We start from the raw sequence: 15,538 nt of genomic DNA on the forward strand, positions 1-15,538 counted from the left end.
CGTTACTAATAGCTTTTTCCCGTCTTCTCCTGCTGAAACTTAATACCGTCTTTGCCTATATCACTGTGCTGGATTGATAGAACATCTGAAATGCGTTGAGCTGTCAGGTAGCACATATCCATCACTAGCTTGATATTCGGATTGGCTTTTGAGCGTATAGCCCGATACTCATCATCAGTTAGATATCTACTTCCTCCGACCTGATCGAATGCTGGGAAACCGGCGGCAACAATACCCACTTGGCCCCTATTGTTGGAGCAGTAGATGCAGAACCAGAAATACCCTGTGTCTTGCTTACCATGAGCAACGGCGCCCAGGTTATTTGCAGTCGCGAAACCCCCGTTACCGACCCGACCGTGCAGGCCGTGTCTATGAAGCGCAGCACTGTCAGGGTGTTGAGCTTGGGGTGTTGCATGAAGAGGAGCCGCTGACCTGGGAAACCGTAGAGCGGGTCGAGTGCGCTGGCCGGCGCACCGTGTACAAAATTTCTGTGGGCGTTAAGAGCTACGCCGCTGGGATCAATCCATTACACCGAGTCATCACCCATAACAGAATGCATAAGCCATAGGAGGCAATATGCCTAGACCATCGACGAGGGCCACAGCGCCGGCACTATTGTGCGCGCAACGATAACCCAGACCACAGAACCCACCAATATCGAAGCTCAGGCTGCTGCGGTGCTTAAATACACCATTGCCGTAATCGATGAGCAGAACAAAGTACAGACCGGTGGTGCCGGCGATCTAATGTCTAGCGTTTATGTAACAAGCAAAACTCTGCAGACTGATGCAGGCCAGCCGGTAAACGTCGCCGACCATGCAGCTGATTTAGTAGCGAGTTGTATTGTTGAGGTTCCAAATCGCCTGGCTATGCATAGCTCGATTGCGGTGATGGCGATACCGAGTGGGTGATACTGGCTGTGGTTTTCAGTAGTGGAGTGGGTGTGTCACCGGTGCGAAAGGCCGAATTATAGAGCCATGGCTTACATCTACAGAAAGTCCCTCCTAACTTATTGATTTAATTGCGGGTAAAATGTGTTCAAGAGCGGGAGGTCGAGCTAGGCGACTTGAGCAGATGGCTCACTATCTCTGGTTACTATTTGAGCGAAAGCCGATAACCTACCGCAAATAAAGGTTTTTCTGCGGAGCTTGAAAGCTCCATCCCAGAAATAGTGGCCAAATGGATAGTGAGCCACTGGCTCTTTAATAAACTGTCAAGTAGCCATAGCTATGCAGAAAATTAATAGTACAGTGCTAGTAGTTGTCGCAATAATTTTTTATGTAATTAGTATGTATTGCTTTATGTGGGCTATGTCATCGGTTAGCTTATCTTTCACTACTTGTTCTGGTGAGCACAGCGTTTTCCATGAGGTGCCCCGTTGTAGGTGGGCTTCAATAGCAGGTTATGGGTTCTGGGGTTTTGGTATTGCTGGTTTTACATTGTTGGCAATTGTCGTTTACCGCAGAGTTAAAAACAATGAAAAAAGCACTTAACAAAGGTAGGCAAAATCGCCCGCAAAAAACGCGGGCTGGACTCGCTAACACTCGCCTTTGCTACCGGCGTTAGGCAGTCATGTCACTGAAACATCACATGGTTCTACAAATTTTTAAGATAACGATAGGAATTAAAAAATGGAAATAAGAGTTTTCTCGTTGCTTATTGCAGTATTTTTATCTAATTCGGCTTTAGCTGAAAGGCTGACTATCCCAGAGTTAATGCCTGTTGATGTCTATCAAAGCCTAACGGCATTGGGCTTCTCTAAAAAAGGCCCCAAGAAAAGTGGCTCCTCAATCCCTGAAGCATTTGCATTCTATTCATGGGAGCTAGCAATGACAGAGGGTACAGACTCATACAATGTTGAAATATTCAGCGACTCAGGCTCTGATGTATATAAAATCGACGCAACATTAATGCAGCAGATTGCGTTGAAACCCAATAAAGCTAGTCCAGAAATGTTAGAGTTTTTGAGCTATATGTGTACGCTTCCTTACGGAGGTTCTAATATAGAAACAGCCAAATCTTGGCTAGAAAAAAATATTAACATTAATGAAGCAACTACTGACATAGGTGGAGTTTCTTTTACAGTGTATTCTCCGTCAGGTGCCTTAAGAATGCTCACAATAGAGAAAAAGCAGCCTTAATTAAAATTGCCTAACAATGCGTGCAATGAACGCCCACGAAAAGCGTGGGCTGGACAGCCAAACCTGCGGTTTGTCTACCCATTCACTTAGCGTTATAGCTAGAGGTGTATCATGGAATTATCCCCTGAAGATATTAAGAAGCATCGTGCGTTAGTAAAAATGCAGCGAGGATATGAAATATCTATATTCATAGCATTGGCAATACTGTGCACTTATTTTGTAGGTATATTGGACTCAAATATGGCATTAATTCTGATAGGTATTGAGCTTCTAAGTTTATCTATTGCCTATGCGGTTAATCCGGTAAGTAAACCGTATAGAAACCTGCTAAGCACCGTAATCAATAGAGACAAAAACAACATAATCAACCAACATAAATCAAAATCGTAAATGGCTATAACAAGGCCAAGCACAACGCCCACTGCGTGGGCTGGATTCAGCACTACGTGCTTCGCCTGTGTTGGCGGCGTTAAGAAAAAGACTTGCCCACGTTTGGTAGACACCCTGTATAGTTAGGTTTAGGCCTAACGGAGGTGTATCATGGGTAAGAAAAGAACTCAGGCGTAGACGGAGGAGTTCCGCAGAGAAGCAGTTAAGAGAGCGGAAAAGCCTGGAGCAACAACGGCTTCTGTGGCACGAGAGCTAGGCGTCAGCGCACAGCAGATCTACAACTGGCGTCGTCAATTTAATCGGCTTTCTGATAAGTAGTTCAATAGTTTAGACGGCGTCAACTATTCCAAGCAGGAAAGCGCTGAAGTTCGCAAGCTCAAGAAGGAACTGCATGAAGCTCGTCAAGAGGTTGAGTTTCAAAAAAAGGCAGCTGCGTACTTTGCGAACCACCAAGAGTAAAGCATGCACTGATACAAGAGCATGTAGGGTCATTCCCGGTTAGCTTGATATGTTGGTGCTTAGAAGTCTCAAAATCGGGTTATTATCGATGGCGAGGACGGTTGCCACCTCCTCGCACGATTAGAAAGATACGAACAATCGAGAAAATCCGAGAGACGTTTGCTGAGTTTAAAGGTCGTTATGGAGCGCCTAGAATCGCTTGCGAGCTTCATGAGTTAGGTGAGCCATGCTCACGGAACTATGTCGCTAAGCTTATGCAACAGGAGCATATTAAAGCGAAAAACGGCAAAGGCTTTCGATATAGTCAGCCCGTCGAGGGGAATATCAATGTCGCCGCCAACCTACTTAAGCGTTGCTTCGATCGACTCCCAGATGACCGATGAATTGACACGTCGAGCATTAAGAATGGCTCTAGAGAGACGACAAATAAAGCCTGGGCTAATAGTTCACTCTGACAGGGGTGTGCAATATCGATCGCAGAAATACAGGATCTCTTGTCCGAAAGCAAGTGCAAGCCGAGTATGAGTCGCCAGGCTAACTGTTGGGATAATGCGGCAATGGAATCATTCTTTATCAGGCTAAAAGTCGAGCTGGTCTATGCCGGAACATTCGAAAGTGAAGAGCAAGCAAAATCTGAGTTGTTTGAATACATTGAGATTTTCTACAATAGGGTTCGTAGGCACTCTGCATTGGGCTATGTAAGTCCAGCAGAGTATGAGCGAAAATACGTATAGTTAGAGTGTCTACTTTTTGTGGGCAAGACTAACGACCAAAAAGATTTGACTCTTCGTGAGAATCAATCAATGAGAAATCTAGCCATACTGATATTTCAAACGCTTGACGGCGTAATGCAGGCACCGAGTATACCCGAGGAAGACTTTTCAGGCGGTTTCAGTCATGGAGGCTGGGCCAAGGATTATTGGGATGAAGTCATGGAACAGGTCGTAAAGGAGGCAATGGCGGAACCGTATGATCTGCTATTAGGACGCAATACATACAATTTGTTTGCCTCAAATTTTGCAAATGTTGAACCAGGTAATCCAGCTGCGGAAAAACTTAATCAGGCAAAAAAATACGTCGTGACATCAAGGACTGATGATCTTACATGGAATAATTCATTCAAGCTAAGGGGCTCGGATGCGGCCGAAGAGGTCGCCAAAATTAAAGAAATGGAAGGACCACTACTACAGGTTCACGGAAGTTGGCAGTTGGTGCAGTCACTTCTCAAGCATAATCTGGTAGATGAGCTTAGACTTTGGACATTCCCAGTAGTTGTTGGAGAAGGAAAGCGCTTATTTGAAAACGGTGAAATTTCGTCAAAATACAAACTCATCAAATTTGCGACCTGTCCTTCAGGGATTTTTATGCACTTCTATCAATCACTGGATGGCGGTGCCGTATAACAAGTGCATGCAAACGGACACTGATCTTGCCCTGTTTTATAGGAGAAAGATCACATATTTCCGCTGGACTTCAATAAAGCTGCTAGTGCGGATGTTAATAGTAAAGAGGAATCAATGGAAGTTTTAGGTCGTTCTCCCATTGAAAGGGTAAAATTAGTTACTCTTGATAGCCCTAGATCAGTTTCTATTAAAGCTTTGCTTTTTAGCTTTGATGGTAGAATCGCAAGAAGGCAATTTTTGCTGGCTTTTTTACCAATCTCTCTAATGCCGACATTGTTGGTCGATGTAAGCATAAATGCTGCTTTGAGCTTATTTGTCGTTCTTCTTTGGCCACTATTGGCTGTTACGGCCAAAAGGTATCACGATATTGGCAAGAGAGGCTGGTGGGGATTAATTCAATTTTGGCCTGTAATCGGCTGGATTTGGATATTGTTGGAGTGTGGAACCACAATCGGTGATTTTAAAGATAATAAATATGGGAAATCAATTTACCGAAAGTAAGTGCCGCATGCTAAGTTTACTGCCAGTCAGTTACATTTCGACGGTTTTATGCTGCGCGACACACGAGTACTCAACAGATCCAATTCTCCCGGGGTTTTATTCGTGAATCGTGAGTTTTGAGCTAAAAATATACGGCGTTTAAAACGGAAAAATTTATTCTGGTTGAGTTCTTAATTCTGAGGATAACAAGCATTTTGGGTTTTCAGGGCTTTATGGAGACGATCTTTATTTCGGAGTGGATTCCCAGATGCTTAACAATTGGCTTTTTTGCCCCCTCTAGGGCTTGCACTATTAAATAGTGTCATTACCTCCTCAATGCTAGGCTAAATGGCCTTGCAAGGAAGTATGGGTTCACTACGGGCGCTTTCTGTTGAGAGAATCCGCTTCTCAGTAATTTTTTTTGCCGGCTTTTCGCTTCTTTTGAATCCGCATAAAAATTTCTTCGCGGTGTACGGCCAAAGACTTGGGGGCATGTATTCCTTTCTTTACTTGATTACCCTTAACCTCCAATACTGTAACAGTGACACTTGTCCCAATCCGTAGGTTTTCGCTTGTCCGGCGCTTTAAGGTCAGCATATTCATTTCCTAATGATACTCAATTCATGAGGGGCATTCTTTGGTGAGAAAGTTTAGAAAGTAGTACTTGAAGGAAATAAGAGGTGGTGCAGGAGAACGATAGGCGTAAAAGAAGAAAAGACGGATGCAACACTCCCAGAGCTTAGGGCGTCGCTCCAAGCTGCTGAATGTACTCCACTTTATTGAAGACGAGTGGGTTTCTAGCGTATTATCCATATAACCATCTTGATACTTGTTCTATCAATTTGGTTAGCCGGCCCCTGGTGTTGCACCTTGGGTCAGTGCCTTTCATCTACTCTTACGTTACTCTACCGTTCTCTTCTTGAGGGGATGGGGCTCTTAGAAATTTGGGTTCTAATGCAGTTCTTAAGCTGTTGGCCTGTAGAAGCCTGTTCAATTACAGCTTACAATATTGATAAAAGTCTATCGATTTTACGCAGCTTTGATGTTAAAGGAACTTAATGAAATATAATGGGTTAATTTTGGCGCCTATATTTCTATATGCGCTCGCTTGAAGAATCAAACAGCCTATAAATGGGCCTCTAGGATTCACAAAGCTGCGAGTACTCTAAATGTGATAACGAATTGCTACTGGAAGAGTATCAGTTTCTTTTTAGATAAAGTAAATGGAACTAAAGCTATTTGGAGCTGAACGAAACACCGGATTTACAGTAGTATCTACGCAAATTTATTTGGCAGCAATAATTAATCAGCGATCGGCTTAAAGAGATGTAATTGTTTATTAAAGTGCAATGGGAGCAAAGGCGTATTTAGATTGCTCCCAATCCCTGAGTAACGTATTAGTTTCTTATGAGATTTCAGGTGTTGCTTTAATAGCGCGTAACTCTCCCCATACCTCAAGAAATTGATGCCGCTCTACCTTTCGGTTTGTAGTGAGTGTCAGTAGAGAATCGATACCTACTTCAGTAAAAAGTGACTTAATAGCATCTTGTTCTTTTTGATTGGCGCGCTGATAACATTCTTGCAAGCGTTGTAGCAGATAAAAACGGTAAGGTAGTACGTGTGTTTTTAAGCGGATACCTCGCCAAGTAAACTCAGCCTGCCCAATTGTTCGAGCAGTTGGGTTATCCATACCATTGGTTCCAGCTTTTAAGGTGGTGTGCTGATCCAACCAATTATTGGAAAACTGGATATGCGCTTTTAATTCAGGCAAGTACTCTATAGCAATATATCGCATTAAGGCCTTTAAGGTCGGTGGGAGACATGCTGGGTCAACAAGGGGAGAATTTGACTCCATATGTTCTACCCAACAATCCTCAGTTGTATTCATACGCTCCACCCAGCGCGCAACTATAGGGGCGTGTTGCCGCATCAACATTCCGGGTGCTGGGTCCCGATACAAGTGGGCATACAATGGTCCCATTAGTGCGTAGTCACCTAAAGTAGGTTGATGTCCCAGTAGATAGGGAAATTTCTTTAGATGGTGAGAGAAGAGATCAAGGAACTCTTTGTAGGAGGCCTCAATCAAAGCTGCACTCTGCTCGGATACTCCAAAGCCTTGGCAGGCTTTCCGCATACGGTTACAGGCAAAGCCGAACAAACTATTTTCTGTTTCCTCGTCAGCATTGGGGGGAGCGAGTCCCGCTACAAACTCGTTCTTGAGATACTGCAGGTTCTGGGTATCAAAATTCCAGCGATAATGCATCGCGGGTCGCAGTAAGCCTTCTCCGCCAAATAGTTCGAATAAGTACGAGATTAGCTGTAAAACAGTGCTGGTCGGGTAGGCGGAGTTGTGAGTACTACCTTTCCGTTCAAAGTACTCAATAATATCTGAGCTGTCCTGAATTACTTCGCCGTTTGGTGTTTCTATGGCGGGCATAATAAAGCGGCCCAGCACAGGAAGTAGTTGCTGGCCATAGTGATCACTATTGACACCGTACTCTTTAAAATCAATCCCTTGCTTACGCAGATAGCTACGGGCCTTGGCGGTATAAAGGGAGGCAGCCATACCATATAACTTATAGGGTTTGCTCATGTCGTGCTCCTAAGATTCTCGGATCAAACGCGCTAAAATTAAACTATCTACAGACGGAGTGGGGGTATCGCTATCACTTATCTGGAGCAAGCTACAGGTACATCAGGTATTTGAACTCTTGACCATATTGTACAGCTACGTTGTTGGAGCTGATAGATAACTCAGGGAATAATCAATTGCCAAAATGCAACAATTTGTGATGCGCTGATCATTTCTGGCATAAAGCTTGCTCTTCATTGATTGTCAGTGATCGCAGACATACCTTACGTTGGAAATTGTGAAACCATAGAGGGAGCTAGCTATGTCATCGTTACATTTATCATCTCATGCTATACCACTTAGGGTTCCAGATTATTGCTGCTTTAATTTGGGCTCGAACTCTGACTATGAATATGAAAGTTATAAAATAGCGCTACTTAAAAAAGGTATCGTACTAATACGGTTGGGCTTTCCAGATGATTCAGCCGAAATTATGAAGAATATAGTCAGTACCATAGGCTTAATTCATGAACATGATGGAAGGGGGCGCACAGTATGGGACGTTAGGATTGGTGGAGAAACAGGCGATGAGGCACTTGCAATATCGCATGGCGACCGGGAATTTAATCTGCACAATGATGGTGCCTTTGAGCAGGAAATGCCAGGGTACTTCGGCCTTCATGTGGTGAGAGCAGATACTCTTGGAGGAGGTGAAAGTGTTTTGGTATGTGCTGATAGGATTATTGAGAGCTTTAGCGAGAGAGCTTTTCAAATACTTTCAAATAAGAGGTTTAGATTAAGAGTGCCAGAAGAATTCCATAAAAAAGCCAGCTTTATTGAGGCGACCCTAATTGATGAAAGCCATGGGTTTAGATATAGGTATGATATTATCGAGCGAAGCCTTTGTTCTAAGGATGAGCTGGAGGCATTAAGTGAACTTGAGCTGAAGATTTCGCTGCCACACAATATGTTTAGATTTCATTTGGGTGATAATCAAATATTATTGTTAGATAATCGGCGTTATCTTCATGCTAGGACCAAGATAAAGGATAAGAAGAGGCACCTTAAGCGCATACGCTTCAATATGCCTGCTACTTTGAGGGTTGCTTAGCGAGTGGCGATAGAGATAATTTTAGTTGGTTTGCTTTTAATATTGATTGCAGGCTTATTCCATGGAGCATTGGGCTTTGGCTTTCCAATGCTCTCGACCCCCATTCTGGCACTGGTCTATGATCTGAAAGCTGCTGTTATTTTAACGATGGTACCTTCACTGTTGGTGATAGTATCAAGCTTATATAAATGTAGGAGTTTTCAGATTGACTTGTCTAAATATAGTTTAGTTATCCTTCTTGTTTCGTTGGGAAGTTTGTCAGGAGCATGGCTGTTAACATGGGTTAACCCTGATATTCTAAAGCTGTTACTCGCAGGGTCCATATTAATTTACCTGTTCTCTGGAGTCTTGAGAAAATACTTATCTGCGTTATCGAAAAGACCACAGTTTTTTGCAGTTCTAATGGGCCTGTTGGCAGGATTAATAGGCGGCGCTACAAATGCTATCGCGCCAATTCTTATGATCTACCTGCTTGAAATGACAAAATCCAAGCTGGAAATTATTTTTGTCTCAAATATCTGCTTTTTTATCGGTAAGTTGATGCAACTTGCGATTCTTTCTTTGTACCTAACCTATAATGAATTTGAATTGATTCCGTTATCCATAATAACTATTGCTGCCTATTTAGGGTTGGTGGTAGGTTTTAGGTTACAGACTAGAATTGATAGCGACCGATATCGCTCGATGATTCGATATGCTTTATCTTTTTTTATGTGTTTGCTGGTCTATCAAGGGGTGGCAAATTTGGTATCTATTGAGGCAGGAGTGACGTGAAACCACGGAGAAGAGGATATCTACAACGCCATGAGTTAATTGATAAGTGGGGCTACATCTAGCCCCATTATTAATTTACATGTAAAAGCATTACCCTACTTTCCCTTTAGTACCTCCAGTAAACTGCAATCCCTTAATCAGTAAGTCCAATATACGATATGTATGTTGAATATCGTCTTCACTGCTTGTGACAGACAGGTTGCCGATCGTGCGTAACAGATCAAAGGGATCAACCTCTTCCTGAATTTCTCCGGATTTCATGACTGCAGCGAGTAGTGTACCCAAGGCCGGTTCGAAATTTTCACGGAAATAGGCTGGCAGTGCTTCGAATGCAGGATCACCGGAATGGAGGGCTGCGGCCAATCCTTTTTTATCAGCGAGAAAATTAACATAGCGCTTTAACCAGAGGGTTAGCGCTTGCAGCGGACTCTTTTCAGCAGCAAGGGTGGCGGCTTCCGCAGCGCAGTCATCCACTTCTCGACGGAATACGCTGGCCACCAAATCTGACCGCTGCGGGAACCTGCGGTACAGGGTACCTATACCCACGCCGGCTTTAGCGGCAATCTCTCTGACGGGTGCATTCATACCTGAAATTTGAAATACCTTTTTGGCTGTCTCCAGTAACGCATCCTCATTACGCACTGCGTCTGCGCGCAAGGCGCGCTTATTTGGGGCCTTTTGGTCTTTCACCTGTTTCCTGTGTGTTGCGGATTCGTTTTCTGATGAAAATTAATAGCTTGGGCCTTTCCTCTGACAACTCCAGAAAGGCGTTACCGTTGGCAGCGTCCGATTGGTTAATCTTCATGTGACTTCAATACGGCAATCTATTTGACATAAAGAGCTGTCTAATCCCTATGGAGTCATCTTATGCCTGCTTCTATTAGGCAAAGACGTATCAGTCTGGACATTGCGACATATTTTTTCGATTTAAGGTGTTAACTATTGTTTTTTTATGAAGATGTCGTCAAGAAGTCATGGCTTGGCCATGTTGCCTGCCCGTTCTTAGGGCTGTATGGGTTGAAAACGAATATTTTCGATTAGCTCTTACTGGCTGGTTATGGGGGTCCAGTTTTTAATGAGTCTTTTGTAAGTCAAATTGTTAATGAAGGGATTTTGTGGCCGTAGAGGAATTAGCTAAAGGAATCAGGTCGGCTGATACCTTTAAGGGGGAATAACACATGTAGTAGAAATAATACTTGGGTTGGGGCGAGTAGGGTTAGTTCAGGTAGCTAAGTTTCTGTAAGGCGATCATCCTCTCAAATGGCTTTAGTAATCTTTGAAAATCAGTTTTTTGTTCAAGCAGTTGCATTGCCTGGACAATACTTTCAATTGTTGATAAACCATTTGATATTGAGGTTTTTCGAATTGTGTAATTGGACTTTAAACCACCACTGAGATTGACTCTGGGAAGGGTTTGAAGTTGAGGGTTTAAGTGGAGAATCTTCTTAGACTTTTTCCAGGTAGCATCAATAACTATCAGCTGTGTAATTACCGGTTGTTGGTTGCTGTCACTGTCGCTTATAAAGGAATCGATATCCAAGTCAATATTATCGGGTAGCCAACCTAGGGATGGGTATAGGAGTGCTGAAGGTGTGTCGAGAAGTGTATCCAGTTCTGAGCCTGAGAGCTTCTCAGCAATGATCATCTCACTGTTACTGAGGCAAAGATGCGCCATACGCCCGGTATTAAATGGGTGCTTCCCTCTAGAGGGTGCTGTATGATCAGCACCTTTATGGTATTAGCTACCTTTACCAGAGCGGTACAGTAGCACGCATTCTGTGGGCGCAGGCAGGTATCACAGGTTTTTCTGGGCATTTCTTTTCTACATCATGCAGGCGGAATAGTGACGTTAACACAGCCTTCCTATCGGGCTCAGTGGTTGTCAGATATTGAGATACCACTGGCGAATAAATTTTATCGCATGCATGGCTTTCGAGGCAAAGCTAGGCGTTATGAGGACTGTGCTGTGGTGCGGGATGAAAAGGGGAGATTGTAGCTTGTGGCTACTTAAGGGGGTACGACACCTTCAGGCTGCTTGCTGGGGTTTCGGTGGCGCCGTTGCATCAGGGGAGGGGAGTGGCGCGTAGCCTGTTAGCGCTCCTGGCTGAAAGGTTTAACCAGAATACTTACACCTTTCCGTATACTGACTTGGAACCCCTTTATTTATCCTTTGGCTTTAAGCGACTCGGCGCTGAGGTATTGGTAGGGCCTGTTGGTGACCTGTACCGCAGTTATCTGAAGCAGGGCCGTGGGATTTTGTTGATGGGGTATAGGTAGCTGTCCTGTTTGTGTATTTTTGCCTAGGCTAAATCTTTGTTGGTGCGGGGCATAGTTAATATTTAATTTCACTTCAAGTGAAACTTCTTCCCCTATGGGCACCATCAATTGGGTGCTCTTCCTATGGAATTTAGTGGGTGTTGATTCCTTAGGCTCTTTATTCGAATAATGCGTTTTTTTTGGGGCTAAACGGTGGACTAGCTTATTTCGCCGGTGGAGATGGGCAATTGTGTGTTTCCCTCGGCTGGTACGGAGTGAGCGTCTTGTCTTCATGCTAGGTGTTTACATCATCTATGCTCTTGGTTATTGAAATTCCTGGCTTGTACTTTCTTTTAAGTAGTAGCTGGCGTTTTTTACAGGAGGGGACTATTTGGCCACTCTCAGCTTTCGGGGAGTATCTTGGATGGCCACTCGAGCAGAGTTGCTTGAAATCCCGGCTTGGAGGGAGGGGCTCGCAACAATCATATTTGGGGGGGGCTGGGTTCATGTGCTCGCCAAGCGAAGCGCTCCCCTTTCTGTATCAAACAAGACAATATGGGCCCATGATTCGCGGTAAGGTGCTTGAGGTTGGTTAAAATCCATAGCTTTGACTCAAAGGCATGTAGCCGACGGTCGTTACTTCTTTAGCTGGTGATGAGCGGTGGGAGTGATTAGTGGTGGCACGGTACTAAAATAAGGTAGCCATTCACCCTAGTGAATTAATCTTCATTAAGAGATTTGGTCTGTAACTTGGTTCTCAATTCGTATATAATGGTCGGTTAGCTTGGTGCTGGGGTGTTGTATGTTCCGACCCCCTTCTATTTCCATCGTCGAAATGCTGCTAATTATTTGGATTCTGGGGATTGTCCAATCGTGGTTGGTAGGGTGGGTAGCGAATCTTAGCTTGTTGGGTGCGAGTAGAATGTGCAAACACTGTTACGTGTGGCTATGTACCCACATCTATCCTGTGGTAATTACGAGTAAGTAGTAGTCGCGTCGCATCTGGATGTGCACGTACAACTACGTAAAGCCACTTTGTTTGACGTTAGCCGTACTCTAAAGGAAAAACCTTGCAATTTTCTGGTCGAAGCTAAGTTAGTTGACAATATAAAGGGGGCATGAGGGAGCGGGCCAGCTTCGATACCGGTTGACCTGCCCCAGAGCAACTTGTCTTGGGGGTTGCAATGCACGAGGGCGATGGCAAAATGCCCCGTTTTTGCGCGAGCGCTTAGGGAGTCCATTCGCTCTCGTGGTAAATGAAAATAAGTCAAAACAAGGTGGATCGAAAGTGAGTAATGCTAATAACCTCAGGGGCATACCTGGGGGGGACGAAATTGATTTGATTGCCTTGGTGCAGGGCCTATGGGCTCAAAAGTGGATGATAGCGTTAGTAACTCTCGTTGTTACCCTTGGAGCTGCACTTTATGCATTCCTGAGTAAGCCTGTTTACGAAGCGCGTATTGGTTTGTTGCCGCCAACACTCAGCGATATTGCCGATTTTAACTTAGCGCGAGGGAGCAAGAGTGGACTCAAGCCCTTTACTGTAAACGAAATATTCTCTGAGTTTACAAGTAACCTTCAATCCGAAAAGAGCCGCCGACAGTTCTTCGAAGAAGTGTATATGCCATCCCTCGATAGTGATCAACGCTTAGGGTCCCGGGATCGGCTATACGAGAAATTTGCTGAAGTATTGAGGGTCAAACCTCCTACAAAAAGACAGCCAGCTTACTTGATTATTGTAGAGAGCCATGATGCAGCTGAGTCAGCAGAGTGGGCTAGACAGTATTTAGATCAGGTAACTCGACGAACTTTGGCAAATGTATTGAATCATACTCAACGAGAGTCTGAAGTGAGGATTCAGCAGCTCCAGCAAGAACTCAAAACCTTGAGGGAGTTTGCAAAAATTCGCAAAAATGATCGCCTTTCTAAGCTTAGGGAGGCTTTAGCAGTGGCGAGTAAAGTCGGGTTGGGCTCCCCTCCAGTACTCAGTGGGCAAGCGGCGGAACAGCTGTCGGCCTTTATGAGTGGTAACTTAATGTATATGCGTGGTACTAAAGCGATCAATGCCGAGATCGAGGCACTGGAAAGTCGTACTTCGGATGATCCATTTATACCTTCGTTGCGCTTTGTGGAAGAGCAGCTCAGCCTCCTCAAAGGAGTCCAGTCTATATCAGGGAAGGAGCTTGCTGTTTCCCGTCCGGATGGTGTTGTAAAAGTTCCAGATGCGCCCATTAAACCTAGAAAGGCATTGATTTTGGCGCTGGGTATTATTCTTGGAGGGATGCTTGGCCTCTTCATTGCTTTGGTTCGTTTGATGTTCAGTAAGGAAGCTGATGCATTCCATGATTTCTCAAGCTCAGCTGAGCCTCCAATGCTGAGAACTTGACAATCCACTTGTTGAGAAAATCGACCGGCTATTTAATTAATGCTTGCAAGGTTAGGGAAAGTGTGAGCTGGTAGGGTAGAGCACAGCATCTACCTCATTGAGTTAGTTGTAGCTTGACCTTGAGTGGTCCGATTTAATGGGATAAGTGAAGTAAATCTAGCATGTGAATTAGGTTTGCTCTCACACCTAGTTACCTCAAGCCCAAAAGAGAATAATTTTCAATCGGAGTTAGACCTGATGACTGAGATTAAGCAAGAAATTATTGCTAAGCTCAAAAATAAAGAGGCCATCATAGGTATAGTTGGGTTGGGCTATGTTGGCCTTCCCTTGATGCTGCGTTATAACGATATTGGCTATTGTGTTCTCGGCATTGATATTGATGAGGATAAGGTTTCTAAGTTAAATACTGGGCAGAGCTACATTGAGCATATACCTGGTGAGAAAATTGCCAGCGCTCGGGAAAGTGGTTTTGAGGCTACAACCGATTTTCGGCGAGTCAGTGAATGTGATGCTCTTATCCTCTGTGTACCTACTCCGCTCAATAAATACCGTGAGCCGGACATGAGTTTTGTGACCAGTACAGTCAGTGCGGTTAAACCCTATCTTCGTAATGCTCAAGTGCTTTCGTTGGAGAGCACTACATATCCTGGCACCACTGAAGAAGAGCTGTTGCCGCGTATAGAGGAGAGTGGTCTGCATGTCGGTAAGAATATATTTTTAGTTTATTCTCCTGAGAGGGAAGATCCAGGTAACCCTGATTTCGAAACCCGTACGATTCCGAAGGTGATTGGTGGTCAAACTGAGTCTTGCTTGGAGGTCGGAAATGCATTGTATGAGCAGGCAATCGATAAGGTCGTCTCTGTCAGCTCGACTAAGGCAGCGGAAATGACCAAGTTGTTAGAAAATATTCACCGCGCAGTGAATATTGGCTTGGTTAACGAAATGAAGGTGGTTGCCGATCGTATGGGTATTGATATCTTCGAGGTAGTCGATGCAGCTGCTACCAAGCCATTTGGCTTTACTCCCTACTATCCAGGTCCGGGGTTGGGGGGCATTGTATCCCCATCGATCCTTTTTACTTGACTTGGAAAGCTCGAGAGTATGGCTTGCATACTCGATTTATCGAGCTATCTGGCGAGGTCAACCAGGCAATGCCCGAGTATGTCGTCAATAAGTTGGTGGATGGCCTCAATGATAGTGGCAAGGCTTTGAAAGGGAGTAGGGTGCTGGTTCTCGGTATCGCCTATAAAAAGAATGTAGATGATATGCGCGAGTCGCCTTCTGTCGAAATTATGGAGTTGCTGGAAGCTAAAGGTGGTCAGGTGGCTTATAGTGATCCTCATGTGCCAGTTTTTCCAAAAATGCGTGAGCACCATTTCAATCTGTCCAGCGAGCCGCTGACAGCTGAAAAGCTCGCTAGTTTCGATGCTGTTGTTCTTGCGACCGACCATGATGAGTTCGATTATGATCTGATTTGTCAACATGCGCGCTTGATCGTTGATAGCCGTGGTAGATACCGCGTTCCTAAAGCCCACATCATTAAAGCCTGATTTGCTGGAGTTACAC

General features: G+C 44.5%; 17 protein-coding genes and 3 pseudogenes. 15 read left to right on the forward strand and 5 right to left on the reverse strand.

All coding sequences use genetic code 11. From position 1 onward, the window contains the following. Positions 1-5: 5 nt before the first annotated feature. A complete protein-coding gene (locus tag P3339_RS06415; RefSeq protein WP_026304880.1) occupies positions 6-239 on the reverse strand; it encodes a site-specific integrase in 234 nt (77 codons plus the stop codon). Positions 240-322: 83 nt separating this feature from the next. Between P3339_RS06415 and P3339_RS06420 the strand changes: the two genes are divergently transcribed. The 9 genes and pseudogenes from P3339_RS06420 (at position 323) to P3339_RS06450 (ending at position 4,894) form a co-directional block, all read left to right on the forward strand. Beyond that, complete coding sequence (locus P3339_RS06420) at positions 323-568, forward strand: hypothetical protein (protein ID WP_245556640.1); 246 nt, start codon at positions 323-325, stop codon at positions 566-568. 49 nt (positions 569-617) lie between these two features. Further along, positions 618-911, forward strand: coding sequence for a hypothetical protein (locus P3339_RS06425; RefSeq protein WP_020411357.1), 294 nt, complete (start codon positions 618-620; stop codon positions 909-911). Between the two features lie 720 nt (positions 912-1,631). Further along, positions 1,632-2,141, forward strand: coding sequence for a hypothetical protein (locus tag P3339_RS06430; protein WP_020411356.1), 510 nt, complete (start codon positions 1,632-1,634; stop codon positions 2,139-2,141). Between the two features lie 111 nt (positions 2,142-2,252). After that, positions 2,253-2,531 (forward strand): hypothetical protein, encoded by a 279-nt coding sequence (locus P3339_RS06435; protein ID WP_282952771.1) that lies wholly within the window; start codon positions 2,253-2,255, stop codon positions 2,529-2,531. Between the two features lie 189 nt (positions 2,532-2,720). Beyond that, positions 2,721-2,849, forward strand: a pseudogene (locus tag P3339_RS23370) (transposase); the annotation flags it as partial. A gap of 242 nt (positions 2,850-3,091) precedes the next feature. Then, entirely contained in the window at positions 3,092-3,373 is a 282-nt protein-coding gene (locus tag P3339_RS23375; protein WP_026304879.1) for an IS3 family transposase, read from the forward strand. Between the two features lie 111 nt (positions 3,374-3,484). Further along, the gene (locus tag P3339_RS06440; protein ID WP_282952772.1) at positions 3,485-3,724 is read left to right on the forward strand and encodes an IS3 family transposase; all 240 of its coding nucleotides are present in this window, start codon (positions 3,485-3,487) and stop codon (positions 3,722-3,724) included. 18 nt (positions 3,725-3,742) lie between these two features. Then, on the forward strand, positions 3,743-4,393 hold the full coding sequence (locus tag P3339_RS06445; protein WP_020411354.1) for a dihydrofolate reductase family protein: 651 nt from the start codon (positions 3,743-3,745) through the stop codon (positions 4,391-4,393). A 114-nt stretch (positions 4,394-4,507) separates the two neighbouring features. Continuing rightward, positions 4,508-4,894 (forward strand): DUF805 domain-containing protein, encoded by a 387-nt coding sequence (locus P3339_RS06450; RefSeq protein ID WP_282952773.1) that lies wholly within the window; start codon positions 4,508-4,510, stop codon positions 4,892-4,894. Between the two features lie 387 nt (positions 4,895-5,281). Here P3339_RS06450 and csrA read toward each other — a convergent pair whose 3' ends face one another. Both csrA and P3339_RS06460 read right to left on the reverse strand, forming a co-directional pair. Further along, positions 5,282-5,470 carry a carbon storage regulator CsrA gene (gene csrA, locus P3339_RS06455; RefSeq protein WP_282952774.1) on the reverse strand — a complete coding sequence of 63 codons (189 nt, stop codon included), beginning with the start codon at positions 5,468-5,470 and terminating at the stop codon, positions 5,282-5,284. 808 nt (positions 5,471-6,278) lie between these two features. Then, on the reverse strand, positions 6,279-7,466 hold the full coding sequence (locus P3339_RS06460) for a glutathione S-transferase (RefSeq protein ID WP_282952775.1): 1,188 nt from the start codon (positions 7,464-7,466) through the stop codon (positions 6,279-6,281). Between the two features lie 301 nt (positions 7,467-7,767). Between P3339_RS06460 and P3339_RS06465 the strand changes: the two genes are divergently transcribed. Beyond that, positions 7,768-8,556, forward strand: a complete 789-nt coding sequence (locus P3339_RS06465; protein WP_282952776.1) for a TauD/TfdA family dioxygenase — start codon at positions 7,768-7,770, stop codon at positions 8,554-8,556. Between the two features lie 3 nt (positions 8,557-8,559). After that, positions 8,560-9,330, forward strand: a complete 771-nt coding sequence (locus P3339_RS06470; RefSeq protein WP_282952777.1) for a sulfite exporter TauE/SafE family protein — start codon at positions 8,560-8,562, stop codon at positions 9,328-9,330. 90 nt (positions 9,331-9,420) lie between these two features. Here P3339_RS06470 and P3339_RS06475 read toward each other — a convergent pair whose 3' ends face one another. Both P3339_RS06475 and P3339_RS06480 read right to left on the reverse strand, forming a co-directional pair. Continuing rightward, positions 9,421-10,020 carry a TetR/AcrR family transcriptional regulator gene (locus P3339_RS06475; RefSeq protein WP_282952778.1) on the reverse strand — a complete coding sequence of 200 codons (600 nt, stop codon included), beginning with the start codon at positions 10,018-10,020 and terminating at the stop codon, positions 9,421-9,423. A 526-nt stretch (positions 10,021-10,546) separates the two neighbouring features. Then, positions 10,547-11,145: pseudogene (locus P3339_RS06480) on the reverse strand (tRNA-uridine aminocarboxypropyltransferase). Positions 11,146-11,173: 28 nt separating this feature from the next. Between P3339_RS06480 and P3339_RS06490 the strand changes: the two are divergent. The 4 genes and pseudogenes from P3339_RS06490 to wbpA all read left to right on the forward strand — a co-directional run bounded on the left by P3339_RS06490 (position 11,174) and on the right by wbpA (position 15,522). Beyond that, entirely contained in the window at positions 11,174-11,326 is a 153-nt protein-coding gene (locus P3339_RS06490) for a hypothetical protein (RefSeq protein WP_282952781.1), read from the forward strand. A gap of 35 nt (positions 11,327-11,361) precedes the next feature. Next, positions 11,362-11,607, forward strand: a complete 246-nt coding sequence (locus tag P3339_RS06495; RefSeq protein WP_353056918.1) for a GNAT family N-acetyltransferase — start codon at positions 11,362-11,364, stop codon at positions 11,605-11,607. Between the two features lie 1,267 nt (positions 11,608-12,874). After that, entirely contained in the window at positions 12,875-13,972 is a 1,098-nt protein-coding gene (locus tag P3339_RS06500; protein ID WP_282952783.1) for an LPS O-antigen chain length determinant protein WzzB, read from the forward strand. Between the two features lie 237 nt (positions 13,973-14,209). Further along, positions 14,210-15,522 (forward strand): annotated as a pseudogene (gene wbpA / locus P3339_RS06505) (UDP-N-acetyl-D-glucosamine 6-dehydrogenase). Positions 15,523-15,538: the final 16 nt, after the last annotated feature.

This window comes from Microbulbifer sp. MLAF003 (assembly GCF_030012965.1).
GTDB lineage: Bacteria > Pseudomonadota > Gammaproteobacteria > Pseudomonadales > Cellvibrionaceae > Microbulbifer > Microbulbifer variabilis.

Coding starts and splice junctions, on each gene's coding strand:
- P3339_RS06430 (WP_020411356.1), top strand. CDS start 1,632: ATGGAAATAAGAGTTTTCTCGTTGCTTATTGCAGTATTTTTATCTAAT.
- P3339_RS06435 (WP_282952771.1), top strand. CDS start 2,253: ATGGAATTATCCCCTGAAGATATTAAGAAGCATCGTGCGTTAGTAAAA.
- P3339_RS06450 (WP_282952773.1), top strand. CDS start 4,508: ATGGAAGTTTTAGGTCGTTCTCCCATTGAAAGGGTAAAATTAGTTACT.
- csrA (WP_282952774.1), bottom strand. CDS start 5,470: ATGCTGACCTTAAAGCGCCGGACAAGCGAAAACCTACGGATTGGGACA.
- P3339_RS06460 (WP_282952775.1), bottom strand. CDS start 7,466: ATGAGCAAACCCTATAAGTTATATGGTATGGCTGCCTCCCTTTATACC.
- P3339_RS06465 (WP_282952776.1), top strand. CDS start 7,768: ATGTCATCGTTACATTTATCATCTCATGCTATACCACTTAGGGTTCCA.